Source organism: Providencia sp. PROV200, from assembly GCF_049901995.1.
Lineage (GTDB): Bacteria > Pseudomonadota > Gammaproteobacteria > Enterobacterales > Enterobacteriaceae > Providencia > Providencia rettgeri_E.
In genome coordinates, this window is the sequence record NZ_CP096307.1 from 2,962,996 (window position 1) to 2,976,593 (window position 13,598).

The window sequence follows — 13,598 nt, forward strand, 5'->3', positions numbered from 1 at the left end:
TCAACGAGCCAATTTCAAAATTTGCACAACTAACTGTGAAAAACTCATACCTGCTTGACGAGCGGCCATCGGTACTAAGCTATGGCTTGTCATACCTGGCGATGTATTAACTTCCAGCAGATAAAATTGACCATCGTTATCTTGCATTACATCAACTCGCCCCCAACCTTCGCAGCCAACGGCTTGGTATGCTTTCAGCGCTAAGTCTGCGAGTTTAGATTCGAGCTGTTCACCTAAACCACTAGGGCAAAAATATTGAGTTTCATCAGATAAATATTTCGCTTCGTAATCATAAAAAATGCCAGGTGGTTGGATACGAACTGACGGCAGCGTGTTATCTCCCAACACTGCAACCGTAAACTCCGGGCCACTCAACCATTTTTCAATTAACAATGTTTCATCAAATTGAAAGGCGAGTTCCAATGCAGCGGGCAGTGTCTCTAAGCTATCAACTTTACTCATGCCAACACTGGAGCCTTCTAAACTCGGCTTCACAATAAGCGGTAACCCTAGCAATTGAACTTTAGCAACAATTTGCTCACAAGAAGCCTGCTTATACTGCTGCTTTGTTAAGGAAACATATGGCGATACACTTAACCCTGCACCTTGCCATAATTGTTTTGTTCTCAACTTATCCATGCTCAGCGCTGAAGCCATGACACCACTGCCGGTATAAGGCAGATTTAATGTTTCTAGCAGCCCTTGCAATGTCCCGTCTTCACCACCGCGGCCATGTAACGCAATAAAAACTTTGTTGAAACCTGCATCTTTCAATGTTTCTACAGGGAAGTCTTGGGGGTCAATAGGATGAGCATCAATGCCTGCTTGACGTAACCCCGCCAGCACGGCATTTCCTGACTGAAGTGAAACCTCACGTTCAGCGGATGAGCCCCCTAATAGAACCGCAACTTTCTCTGTCATTTTTATTCCTCAACCATCGGTGGCTGTAATTTTGCTTCAGCCAGACTTTTCGCTATTTTACCAATATTTCCTGCGCCTTGAACTAAAATTAAATCATTTTCATCAAGAGTTTGAGCTAAAATATGTGGAATTTGTTCAGTATCTGCGACATAAATAGGATCAATCTGACCGCGACCACGAATTGTTCTGCATAATGAGCGGCTATCTGCACCCGGTACATGCTTTTCACCCGCTGAATATACATCTAACATTAGCAGCACATCTACTTGCCCTAAAACATTAACAAAATCATCGTATAAGTCACGAGTACGAGTATAACGATGCGGTTGAAACACCATAACAATGCGTTTATCTGGCCAACCTGCTCTCGCAGCTTTAATCGTTGCGTCAACTTCCGTTGGGTGGTGACCATAGTCATCGACTAGCATCACTTCCCCCTCTTTACCATTCACATTACGCAGAGGGAAATTCCCTAGGAAATCAAAGCGACGACCCGTACCTTGAAATTCAACTAGTGCAGATAAAATATGAAGGTCATCAATACCTTCTTCAGTTGCAACAGCAACGGCTGCCGTCGCATTGAGGGCATTGTGACGCCCCGGTGCATTTAGCACTACTGTCAGTTCTGGCATATTTTCACGAGCAATGGTGAAAAAGCCTTGATTCCCTTTTTGCTCATATTGGGTGATACGCACATCAGCGTCTTCACTAAAACCATACGTGGTTATATAACGACCAATTTTGGGTAGTAACGAGCGGATCACGGGGTCATCAATACACATCACTGCACGCCCGTAAAATGGCAGATTGTGCAAGAAATTAATGAACGTATTCGTTAAATTATCGAAATCGCCTTGGTAAGTGTCCATATGGTCGGCTTCGATATTGGTCACAACAGCAACTAACGGTTGCAAATGTAAGAACGAAGCATCGCTTTCATCAGCTTCCGCAATCAAGTAGCGGCTACTACCTAAACGGGCGTGTGTGCCTGCTGATTTAACTAACCCGCCATTGACGAATGTAGGGTCTAAACCGGCTTGTGCGTAAATACCGGAAATCATCGCAGTTGTAGTCGTTTTCCCGTGGGTACCTGCAACTGCGATGCCGTGACGGTAGCGCATTAACTCAGCTAACATTTCTGCACGGCGAATAACTGGAATACGCAATTCGTTGGCCGCTTGAATTTCAGGGTTCTCGCTTGAAATCGCTGTTGATACGACGACAACACTCGCATTTTCAACGTTCTCTGGGCGGTGATTAAAATAAATCGTAGCGCCTAATGCGGTTAGTTGTTGCGTCACTGCATTGGGTGCTAAATCTGAACCACTAATTTCATAGCCTTCATTTGCCAACACTTCAGCGATACCACCCATGCCAGCACCACCGATGCCGACAAAATGGATGTGCCTGACTCTTCTCATTTCTGGCACTGATGTTCTTAATTTCGCTAATTGTTGTGTATTCACTATATTTCTTCGCTTCTAATTAATTCGGTATCAATTATGGCTAATATTATTTAGCCACTTCGCAAATCACGGCAGCAACTCGTTCTGTTGCATCAGTAATTGCACAGCTATGCGCTTTTTCAGCCATTGAGAGTAATTCGTTTCTATCCCATTGCGCTAATAAGCTCGCCACAGCATCTGCGGTAAATTGTGACTGTTCTAAAATTTTAGCCGCTCCCGCTTTTTCTAGCGGTAATGCATTCCAATACTGTTGACGGTCTTTATGTTGAAAAGGAACAAAAATAGCCGGTAAACCTGCGGCTGCAATTTCACTGACTGTTAGTGCACCAGACCGACAAACAACAATATCTGCCCATGCGTAAGCTTGCGCCATATCATCAATAAATTCAGTAACTTTATACTCGGAATTGCCTGAAACTTGCATATGCTCATTATACAATGCTTCTGTTGATTCCTTACTGCCTTTTCCCGCTTGATGCCAGATATTTAACTGTTTGCCTACTTTTTCAGCAACTAGAGGCATCACTTGATTCAAAATCCGTGCTCCTTGGCTACCACCAACAACTAAAACACGTACAGCGCCTTCTCGGCCTGCTAGGCGCACTTGGGGTGCTGGTAGTGCTAAAACATCCTCACGTACCGGGTTCCCAACAACGGGTGCATTAGGAAATGCGCCTGGAAAGGCTTGTAATACTCTTTTTGCAATTCGAGATAGCCATTTATTCGTTAACCCTGCGATACCATTTTGTTCATGAAGTACAACCGGTACACCGCATTGCCATGCCGCAATACCACCGGGACCTGAAACATAGCCCCCCATGCCTAATACCGCATCGGGTTGATAACGTTTGATAATCGTTCTTGCTTGGCGGATAGCTTTATAAATACGCCATGGAGCCCCCAGTTGTGCAGCAATACCTTTACCCCTGAGCCCTGAAATTTGAATAAATTCAATATCAATACCATGCTTAGGGACTAATGTGGCTTCCATTCTGTCAGCCGTACCTAACCAACGGATTTCCCACCCTTGAGCCTGCAAATAATGAGCCACAGCTAACCCCGGAAAAACATGCCCTCCGGTACCACCTGCCATGACGAGTAATTTCTTTGCCTGACTCATTTAGTGCTCCTTACAAACGCCTGCGCTTTTTCAAGGCGTGTTTCAAAATCAATTCTCAGTAATATCGCAATGGCGGCAGCCATCACCAGTAAACTTGAACCACCATAACTAATGAGTGGCAATGTTAACCCTTTTGTCGGCAACATACCTGATGCGGCTCCGACGTTAACCAAGGCTTGGAAAGTAAACCAAATACCAATTGAACAAGCCAAATAACCACCAAATAATTGCTTTGACATCAATGCCCTACGACCAATCATCATTGCCCTAAATGCCAACATGAAGACCATCAATAAAACCAATACCACGCCAAAGTACCCGAGTTCCTCAGCTAAGACAGAGAAAATAAAGTCAGTGTGTGCTTCTGGCAAGTATTCTAATTTTTGTACTGAGTTACCAAGGCCTTGCCCAAACATTTCACCACGACCAAAGGCCATTAAAGATTGGGTTAGCTGATAACCACTGCCAAAAGGATCATCCCACGGGTTCAAAAATGACGTCACTCGACGTAAGCGGTACGGCTCGAACCAAATCAAAGCCAATACCCCCACTGCACAAGCGGCAATACCAATAATAAATGGCGCTAATCTTGCTCCCGCTAAAAACAACAGACCGAGAGTGGTTACCACGAGTACGATAACAGTCCCTAAGTCAGGTTGTAGTAAAAGCAATGACGCCATAACAATCAAAATACACATCGGCTTGATAAAACCAAGAAAACGGGTTTTGACTTCATCAGACTTGCGCACTAAATAACTGGACACGTAACAAAATAACGTAAATTTCGAAATTTCTGCCGGTTGAATTTTTACCAAACCGACGTCTATCCAGCGTGATGCTCCGTTAACTGAACTACCTGCGACCAGTACCACAACGAGCATGCCAAGTGAAACCATCAACAAGACGAAGTTATACTTTTCCCAAACAGCCATCGGAATACGCATGACAACTAGGGCTAAAATAAACGCGATAACGATATACACCACATCGCGCTTAGCGAAATAAAAAGGATCTTCCGTTAAGCGCTGGCCAACAGGCATGGAAGCGGATGTGACCATGATAAAACCCACTGCGGCTAAACCGAATGCCAACCACACTAATGTACGGTCGTAAAGCGTTGAGCCTGAAATCACGCCATTTTTTTCACCAATGACCCAATTTTTTAAACGCATCGCACCCGGTATCGTCATTAACCTAACTCCTGGGCTAATTGAGCAAAGACAGTTCCACGCTGCTCAAAACTTTTAAACTGATCCAAACTGGCACATGCAGGGGATAACAACACCATGTCCCCCGCTTTTAATTGGGGTGCAATTTGGCGTAAGCTTTGTTCCATCGTCTCAGTCAAGACAGATTTTTCAGGAGCCATATCAGCTAATGTTTTTCCATCACGGCCAAAGCAGTATAGACGGTAGTTATCAGCAACAACATATTGTTTTAGTGGTGAAAAATCAGCTGACTTGCCATCACCGCCCAATAATAAATAGATATTGCCATCCACATGTAACCCATTTAACGCGGCTTCCGTACTTCCAACATTGGTGGCTTTAGAGTCATTAATCCAGCGTACACCGTTGTTGAATAACACTAATTCGAAGCGATGTGCTAACCCCGTATACTCTTTCAATACTTGAAGGCACGCTGGGCGAGGAATATTCACGGCATCTGCCAATGCTAACGCAGCCAACCCATTGAGATAATTATGTTGACCCGTTAAGTGCATTTCGTTGACATCAAACAGCACTTTCCCTTTCGCCACTAACACCCGTTTTTGAGTATCAAAGAAATAGTCACCACTATTTAAGCCAAAGCTAATGCATTCATCCAATGTATGGTTCGAAGGTAAGGTCAGCGCGTCTTGCACGTTAACAATGCAGTTTTTGGCATTATGATAAATTTTTAATTTCGCATCACGGTACTGCTCTAAGCCTAATGGATATCTATCCATATGATCTTCACTAATATTTAAGACCGTCGCTGCCGTCGCTTCTAAGCTTGATGTGGTTTCTAATTGGAAGCTTGAAAGCTCTAAAACGTATAAACGATGCCCCGCATTGAGTAATGAAAGTGCGGGCGTACCAATGTTGCCACCAACACCAACATAAATACCCGCGGCTTTCGCCATTTCACCCACCAATGATGTGACAGTACTTTTACCATTTGAACCTGTAATGGCGACAATCGGTGCATCCGCTTCACGGCAAAACAGTTCGATATCACCCACAATTTCGATGCCGTTTTCTGCCGCTTGCTGCAACTGAGGCGTTGCCAACGCAATTCCTGGGCTCGCGACAATTAAATCGGCGGCCTGTAGCCAGCTATTATTTAAGCTACCACTGTGGCATTCCACATTTGCCGGGAGTTTGTCTACCCCCGGTGGTACTGAACGGGTATCCATAACACGCGGCACAACACCGCGAGCAAGGAAAAAGTGAACGCAAGATAGGCCGGTTACCCCCAGCCCAATAATGACTACGCTCTTACCCTGATAATCGACCATCTTAACGCACCTTTAAGGTTGCCAGCCCAATCAGGACTAGCATTAATGAGATAATCCAGAAACGCACGATAACACGTGGTTCTGGCCAACCCTTCAATTCATAATGGTGGTGAATTGGTGCCATACGGAAAATACGTTGTCCGCGCAATTTAAATGAACCGACTTGTAAAATAACTGACAGTGTCTCAACGACGAACACACCGCCCATAATCACCAGTAAAAACTCTTGGCGCAGTAATACCGCAATAGTCCCTAGAGCACCGCCAAGTGCCAATGAGCCAACATCCCCCATAAACACTTGCGCTGGATAAGTGTTAAACCATAAGAAACCTAGCCCTGCCCCCACAATGGCAGTACAGACAATCACCAGTTCACCTGCATGGGGTAAAAATGGAATATGTAAGTAGCTGGCAAAGTTGACGTTACCTGTTGCCCATGCCACTAATGCAAAGCCTGCGGCAACAAATACCGTTGGCATGATAGCTAAGCCATCCAAACCATCTGTGAGGTTTACGGCGTTACTGGTTCCAACAATCACAAAATACGTCAGCAAAATATACAGCATGCCCAGTTGTGGCATCACATCTTTGAAAAATGGCACGACCAATTGCGTCGCAGGGGTATCTTTACCAATCGCATACATGGAAAAGGCAACAATTAACGCAATCACCGATTGCCAGAAATATTTCCAACGGGCGATTAAACCACGCGTGTCTTTACGAACCACTTTACGGTAGTCGTCAACAAAACCGACTATGCCATACCCAACAAGCACGAGCAGAACACACCAAACGTAAGGGTTGTCTAAGCGCGCCCATAGCAACGTTGAAACGGTGATTGAAAATAAAATCAATAACCCGCCCATAGTTGGGGTTCCACGTTTACTAAAATGAGACTCTGGGCCTTCGTTACGAACGACTTGGCCAATTTGCATTTTTTGCAGGTAAGCAATTAAATGAGGCCCCATCCACAATGCAATAGCGAGTGCTGTTAGCAAACCGACAATGGCCCTGAACGTCAAATAAGAGAAGACGTTCAGAACAGAAAACTTGTGGACCAACATTTCGGCAAGCCAGACTAACATTCGAAGCACTCCTTCAATGCATTCACGACATCTTCCATAGCGGAGCTGCGTGAACCTTTAACTAAAATAGAAACAACGTCCTTCTGCTGCGCTAGCGGAATTAGTCGGGTTAATAAATCTGCTTTCACGGTGAAATGCTCACCACATTCACTAAATTGGCTGATCAACTCACTTAGTTGACCAACACTGAATACTTTGTCTAAACCAGCCTGCTTAGCGGCAACACCAACACGCTGATGGCAATCTTCTGCATAATCGCCCAGCTCCCCCATATCCCCCACCACCAAGATACGGTAGCCCGGCATTTTTTCGAGGACATGAATTGCCGCGATCATTGAGCCATCATTGGCATTATAAGTGTCGTCTAATACCACTTTGTGCTCACTTAAGCGCACGGGATATAAACGCCCTGGTACCGCTTGTGTTTTTGCTAAGCCGTTTTTGATATCTTCTAGGCTAGCACCCACTGAAATCGCCAATGCACTCGCCGCTAACACATTCGCGATATTATGTAGCCCCGGTAATGGTAAGGTGATATCAACGCTTCCAACAGGGGTATGTAACACAAAATCCGTTGTCAGCTGTTTCACTTGGATATCAGAAGGATAGAAATCTGCTTTTGCTTGTTGTGTTAACGAGTAATACCAAACGGTTTGGCGTGGCTGAAACTGCCATTTGTCACTGTAGCTATCAAGGTTAACAATCGCAGTTCCTTCTTCAGGAACACCTTGATAAATTTCACCTTTGGCTGTCGCAACCCCTTCTGGTGAACCAAAGCCCGCTAAGTGCGCAGCAAATAAATTGTTAACTAACGCGGCTTCTGGTTTGACGATATGGGTTGTATAGGCAATTTCATTTGGGTGATTTGCACCCATTTCTATCACAGCGAAGTCATCATCATGAGTTAAACGAAACAGTGTCAAAGGCACACCAATATCGTTGTTTAAATTACCGGCGGTATATAAGGTTTTACCACGCTCAGATAAAATGGATGCGGTCATTTCTTTAACAGATGTTTTGCCTGAAGAGCCCGTCAAACCAACAATTCGAGCTCTACTTTGCTGACGAACCCATGCCGCTAACTGCCCCATGGCAATGCGAGTGTCTCGCACGATAACTTGAGGGCAATCCACGTCCAGCTTGCGCTCAACGAGTAACGCTTTCGCCCCCACAGCCACCACTTGCTGTGCAAAATCATGAGCGTCGAAGCGTTCGCCTTTTAAAGCAATAAAGAGACTGTTTTCAGCAATTTTACGGCTATCCGTACTCACTGCGCTGATCAAGAGCGTTGTATCTGGAGCAAATTCAACCTGCCCTTGAGTAATTTGTGCCAGTTGTGCGAGTGTTAGCGAGATCATGCGATTACCCCCAACAGACGGGCTACCGTTAGACGGTCTGAGTAATCTAACTTACGGTTGCCAATAATTTGATAATCTTCATGACCTTTACCAGCGATCACAATCATGTCATCAGGGGATGCCTGCAAAATAGTGTTTGTCACGGCTTCTGGGCGACCCGGAATGGCCAAAGCACGGCTTGAATCTAATAAGCCCGCCATGATGTCGTTGATAATATCAATTGGGTCTTCGCTGCGTGGGTTATCGTCAGTGATAACGATTTTATCTGCATACTCTTCCGCGGCTGCTCCCATTAGAGGGCGCTTACCTTTGTCACGGTCACCACCGCACCCAAATACGCACCAAAGTTGCCCTTTACAATGTAAACGCGCTGCCGCTAAAGCTTTTTCTAATGCGTCTGGGGTATGTGCATAGTCGACAACAACGGTCGGTTTATTTGGTGCACTGAACACTTCCATTCGACCGCAAACAGGCGACAATGAAGAGGCCGCCGCAAGCAGTTTATCCAATGGATACTCCATCATTAGCAAGGTTGCCATTGCAACTAATAAGTTGCTGACATTAAATGCCCCCATCAGTGGGCTTTCGAATGCGCCTTTGCCCCACGTGGAGTCAAAATGAATGGTCGCGCCCTTGTCGTGGTATTCCACTTCAGTGGCCTTCAACCATGGCCCTTGCCAGTTTGCTGGGATACGGTTTTCCATCGTAACAGCGCAGGCTTGTGGTAAACGTTGTAGCCATTTCAAGCCAATAACATCATCTGCATTAATGATTTGCGATTTTGTATTATGCGTAGAAAACAATAGCCATTTCGCGGCTTCATAGCTTTCCATATCACCGTGATAGTCAAGGTGGTCACGGCTTAAGTTAGTAAACACAGCAGCATCAAACTGTAAATCGGCAACACGCCCTTGCACTAAGCCATGGGAAGATACTTCCATCGCAGTTAATGTTGCTTTTTGGTTTAATAATTGGGTCAATTCAAGTTGGATATCTACCGCAGAACCCGTCGTATTTTCACTTGGTGATACATGGCCTAATAGACCATTACCCACGGTACCCATTACAGCGCTAGTTTCCCCTAACCCTTGAGCCCACTGAGCAATTAATTGTGTCGTAGTTGTTTTGCCATTAGTACCGGTCACACCGACAAGTTTCATATTTGCTGATGGCTGCTGATAAAACTTACCTGCAAGGGCTGATAAACGGTTATTTAGGTCATTTAAATAAATAACAGGAACGCCATGAACGAAACGGATTTCACCTTCAACAGCTTCATCTTCCGCTTCTGCTATCACAGCAGAAACCCCTTGCGCAATGGCTTGAGGAATATAGTGTCGCCCATCCGATTGATGGCCTTTTATTGCAATAAACAGATCGCCCGCGGCAGCCTTTCGACTGTCTAGCGTCATCTCACGCAGTGAGATTGGAGTTGTGCTCACACCAAAGGGTGAGAGAAGATCACAAAGATTACGATCTGCCACTTTTAACCTCTTTTTGACTATTTACAATTTCATTTTGTTCGTTTGGTTGTAATGCATCGGGTTCAACGTTCATCAATCGTAAAACGCCTCCCATAATCGAACCAAATACAGGCGCAGATACTGCACCACCATAATAACTACCCGCGCTTGGCTCATTAATAAGCACCACTAACGCATAGCGTGGATTGCTCGCAGGCGCAACACCAGCAGCGTAAGCCAAATATTTATTAATATAACGCCCTTCAGGACCCACTTTTTTCGCAGTCCCTGTTTTAATAGCAATACGGTAGCCTTTAATCGCGGCTCGTGCTCCCCCGCCTCCGGGTAAAGCCACGCTTTCCATCATATGAACCACTGTTCGCATGATTGGTTCAGGAAAAACACGCGTTCCTGACACTGGTGGGTCAACTTTCGTGATGGATAGAGGCCGATAAATACCAAAACTACCAATGGTTGCGTAGGCTCGCGCTAACTGTAACGGTGTTACCATTTGCCCGTAGCCAAAAGAAAAGGTGGCCCTATCTAAATCAGACCACCGTGTTTTTTTACTTGGAAAGATGCCACTACTTTCCCCGACTAACCCCAGATTAGTCGGCTTGCCAAACCCAAAGCGGCTATACACATCCACCAACTCTGTGGCTGGCATCGCTAACGCCAGTTTAGAAACACCCACGTTACTCGACTTCTGTAAAATCCCAGTGATTGTTAATTCTGCATACCGGGCAACATCTTTGATTTCATGTCCACTAATACGATACGGATAAGTATTAAGTACTGTATTTTCTTTGATAATTTTATTATGGAGTGCACTCATAACCACCATCGGCTTTACCGTCGAACCCGGTTCGAAAATATCCGTAATGGCACGGTTACGCATTGCATCCATTGATGTACCGGTTAAGTTATTTGGGTTGTAGGATGGGCTATTCGCCATCGCTAAAATTTCACCGGTATGAACATCCACTAAAATTGCCACACCCGATTCAGCTTTGTTTTCCTGCACGCCACGTGTGAGTTCACGGTAAACAATCGATTGAATTCGTTCATCAATACTTAATGTCAAATTATGCGCGGCTTGGCTATCAATAGACGAAATCGTTTCAATTACTCGCCCATTACGGTCTTTACGGACTGTACGTTCGCCCGGCGCACCTTTTAACCAACGGTCAAAGCTTTTTTCAACCCCTTCAATGCCTTCGCCATCAATATTTGTTACCCCCAATAAGTGAGCGGTAACTGGGCCTGATGGGTAATAACGACGAGACTCTTTGCGTAAGTAAATACCCGGTATTTTTAGTTTTTTAACGTAATCGCCAATAGAGGGGTTAACTTGACGCGCTAAATACACAAAACGGCCTCTTGGATTGGCCGATATTTTGCTCGTAATTTGTTCTAATGGAATTTCAAGTGCGTCTGCCAGTGCTTTCCAGTGTTCGTCATTGCTGATCCCCCCTTTTTCAAACACCTCTTTGGGGTCTGCCCAAATCGCATTGACTGGCACACTGACTGCAAGTTGCCGCCCTTCTCGGTCGCTGATCATACCTCGAGAGGTTGCAACTTCTTGCACTCGTAAAGAGCGCATATCGCCTTCTTTCACCAGTTTCTCTGGCGCAATAATTTGCAGATAAGCCACCCGAGTTAGCAACCCTGCTAACGCCAAGACAATGCATCCGCACAGCAAAATAAAGCGCCAGCGGACAAAGCTGGTGCTTTCTTCTTGTTTCTTGTTTTTCGCTGTTTTTGGTGCTTTCATTAGGAACCTTTTTATTGCTTAGAAACAATAATTTTTTCTTGTGATGGTTCAACTTGTACCATCTGTAATTTTTCAACCGATAAACGTTCTATTCGGCTATGGCTCGCAAGGGCATTTTCTTCAAGGATCAGATTGCGCCATTCGATATCTAATAAGTCTTTTTCTTCATACAATTTATCTTTTGCGGCCGTTAACAAACGCGTTTCATGTGCGGTAGTCACGACAAAAACGGCACTAATTATAATTGCAGACAATAAAATCAAAGGAACGATGCCATAACGAAATAAATCACGCCCAATGACGCGTGCTAGGCTGTGCCTTTCTGGAACCATTATTCCGCCGCCTTTTCAGCAAACCGCAACACGGAACTCCGTGCGCGTGGGTTTTCGTCAATTTCGTTTTCCGAAGGTTTCATCTTGCCTAAGTCACGTAACTGCGCTGCACCTAACGCTTTAATCTGCGTTTCAGTTAGAGGAATACCTGCTGGTACTGATGGCCCTTTACTGTTTTTGCGGATAAACCGTTTGACTAACCTGTCTTCCAAAGAATGGAAGCTAATAACCGATAAACGACCTTGTGGCGCTAAAACGTTCATTGCGCCTTCTAGCGCTTTTTCTATCTCTTCCAATTCACTGTTGATATAAATTCGTATGGCTTGGAAGCTACGCGTCGCTGGGTGTTTGTGCCGATCTTTCATCGGACTAACCTTTGCGATTAATTCAGCTAGATGCCGTGTGCGCGTTAATGGCTCTTCTTCTGGGTTATGGTTACGCTCAACAATCGCTCTTGCAATTCGCTTCGCAAAACGCTCTTCTCCAAAAGTTTTTAAAACCCAAGCAATGTCATCCGCTTCTGCGTCCATCAGCCATTGCTGTGCAGATTGCCCCTTGGTTGGGTCCATTCGCATATCTAAAGGCCCGTCACGCATAAATGAAAAACCACGCTCTGGGTCATCTAACTGCGGTGAAGAGACGCCTAAATCCAGCAATACGCCATCAATTTGCCCAACTAAACCTTCTTCTTCCACATACTCTGCAATCGCAGAAAATGGGCCATGTTTTATCATAAAGCGTGGGTCATCAATCGCTTGAGCTGCTTTTATCGCTTCTGGGTCACGGTCAATGGCGATCAACCGCCCTTGTTCGCCAAGCTGGCTTAATATCAGCCTTGAATGGCCCCCACGACCAAATGTGCCGTCGATATAAATACCGTTAGGTTTAATGTTTAAGCCATTAACGGCTTCATCTAGTAATACTGTTACGTGTTTAAATTGCTGTTGCGTCATTATTAAAGTGACAAATCCTGTAAGCGGGCTGAAAGTGGTTCACTGGTAAGGCGCTCAGCGGCAATGTCATCTTCCACTTGCTGATACCAAGTTTGTTCATCCCAAAGTTCAAATTTATTAATCTGGCCAACCAACATGACCTCTTTTGTTAGCCCTGCATGCTGACGCAATGTATTGGCTAACAAAAGACGCCCCGCGTTGTCCATTTGACATTCACTTGCATGCCCCAATAACAGCCGTTGCACGCGTCGTTCCGCTGGGTTCATCGTCGATAATCGAGAAAGTTTTTCTTCGATAATCTCCCACTCCGGTAAGGTATAAAGCAGTAGGCACGGCTGGTGAAGGTCAATGGTACAGACCATTTGCCCTTTCGATTCCTCGTTCAGCATACCTCGGTAACGAGTCGGCACGGTTAGACGCCCTTTGCTGTCGAGATTAACCAGTGTTGCCCCACGAAACATACCCGATTATACCCCTTTTATTTTCAACTCACCCACTTTACCCCACAATTCACCACATATAAAGTTTACGAATGGTATGAAAACGTTGTCAAGCCAGTCGCTCTCAGCTTTAGCTTTATTTACAGAACAATTCAGAAAAAATAAGAATAGGTAAAATATAACTTGG

The 13,598-nt window shown here is 45.1% G+C and carries 12 protein-coding genes; all 12 read right to left on the reverse strand.

The features are described from left to right. The 12 genes from M1E86_RS13690 to mraZ are packed head-to-tail and all read right to left on the reverse strand — an operon-like array spanning position 1 to position 13,432. Positions 1-921 (reverse strand): D-alanine--D-alanine ligase, encoded by a 921-nt coding sequence (locus M1E86_RS13690; RefSeq protein ID WP_213914490.1) that lies wholly within the window; start codon positions 919-921, stop codon positions 1-3. A gap of 2 nt (positions 922-923) precedes the next feature. Further along, entirely contained in the window at positions 924-2,387 is a 1,464-nt protein-coding gene (murC, locus tag M1E86_RS13695; protein ID WP_125891415.1) for a UDP-N-acetylmuramate--L-alanine ligase, read from the reverse strand. Positions 2,388-2,433: 46 nt separating this feature from the next. Continuing rightward, the gene (murG, locus tag M1E86_RS13700; RefSeq protein ID WP_125891416.1) at positions 2,434-3,507 is read right to left on the reverse strand and encodes an undecaprenyldiphospho-muramoylpentapeptide beta-N-acetylglucosaminyltransferase; all 1,074 of its coding nucleotides are present in this window, start codon (positions 3,505-3,507) and stop codon (positions 2,434-2,436) included. Next, positions 3,504-4,697, reverse strand: a complete 1,194-nt coding sequence (gene ftsW, locus M1E86_RS13705; RefSeq protein WP_125891417.1) for a cell division protein FtsW — start codon at positions 4,695-4,697, stop codon at positions 3,504-3,506. Before ftsW ends, murG begins: the two co-directional genes overlap by 4 nt. After that, a complete protein-coding gene (murD, locus tag M1E86_RS13710; protein ID WP_426099133.1) occupies positions 4,697-6,007 on the reverse strand; it encodes a UDP-N-acetylmuramoyl-L-alanine--D-glutamate ligase in 1,311 nt (436 codons plus the stop codon). Before murD ends, ftsW begins: the two co-directional genes overlap by 1 nt. 1 nt (position 6,008) lies before the next feature. Continuing rightward, entirely contained in the window at positions 6,009-7,091 is a 1,083-nt protein-coding gene (gene mraY / locus M1E86_RS13715) for a phospho-N-acetylmuramoyl-pentapeptide-transferase (protein ID WP_004262035.1), read from the reverse strand. Further along, positions 7,085-8,449: a UDP-N-acetylmuramoyl-tripeptide--D-alanyl-D-alanine ligase gene (gene murF, locus M1E86_RS13720; RefSeq protein ID WP_213914488.1), complete on the reverse strand. Its 1,365-nt coding sequence runs from the start codon at positions 8,447-8,449 to the stop codon at positions 7,085-7,087. Before murF ends, mraY begins: the two co-directional genes overlap by 7 nt. Next, positions 8,446-9,933, reverse strand: coding sequence for a UDP-N-acetylmuramoyl-L-alanyl-D-glutamate--2,6-diaminopimelate ligase (gene murE / locus M1E86_RS13725; RefSeq protein WP_125891420.1), 1,488 nt, complete (start codon positions 9,931-9,933; stop codon positions 8,446-8,448). The genes murF and murE overlap by 4 nt, the downstream gene beginning before the upstream one ends. Continuing rightward, complete coding sequence (ftsI, locus tag M1E86_RS13730) at positions 9,920-11,686, reverse strand: peptidoglycan glycosyltransferase FtsI (protein WP_213914487.1); 1,767 nt, start codon at positions 11,684-11,686, stop codon at positions 9,920-9,922. The genes murE and ftsI overlap by 14 nt, the downstream gene beginning before the upstream one ends. 11 nt (positions 11,687-11,697) lie before the next feature. After that, entirely contained in the window at positions 11,698-12,018 is a 321-nt protein-coding gene (gene ftsL, locus M1E86_RS13735) for a cell division protein FtsL (RefSeq protein ID WP_102137387.1), read from the reverse strand. Beyond that, positions 12,018-12,971, reverse strand: coding sequence for a 16S rRNA (cytosine(1402)-N(4))-methyltransferase RsmH (gene rsmH, locus M1E86_RS13740; protein ID WP_102137386.1), 954 nt, complete (start codon positions 12,969-12,971; stop codon positions 12,018-12,020). Before rsmH ends, ftsL begins: the two co-directional genes overlap by 1 nt. A gap of 2 nt (positions 12,972-12,973) precedes the next feature. Beyond that, a complete protein-coding gene (mraZ, locus tag M1E86_RS13745; RefSeq protein ID WP_213914486.1) occupies positions 12,974-13,432 on the reverse strand; it encodes a division/cell wall cluster transcriptional repressor MraZ in 459 nt (152 codons plus the stop codon). Positions 13,433-13,598: the final 166 nt, after the last annotated feature.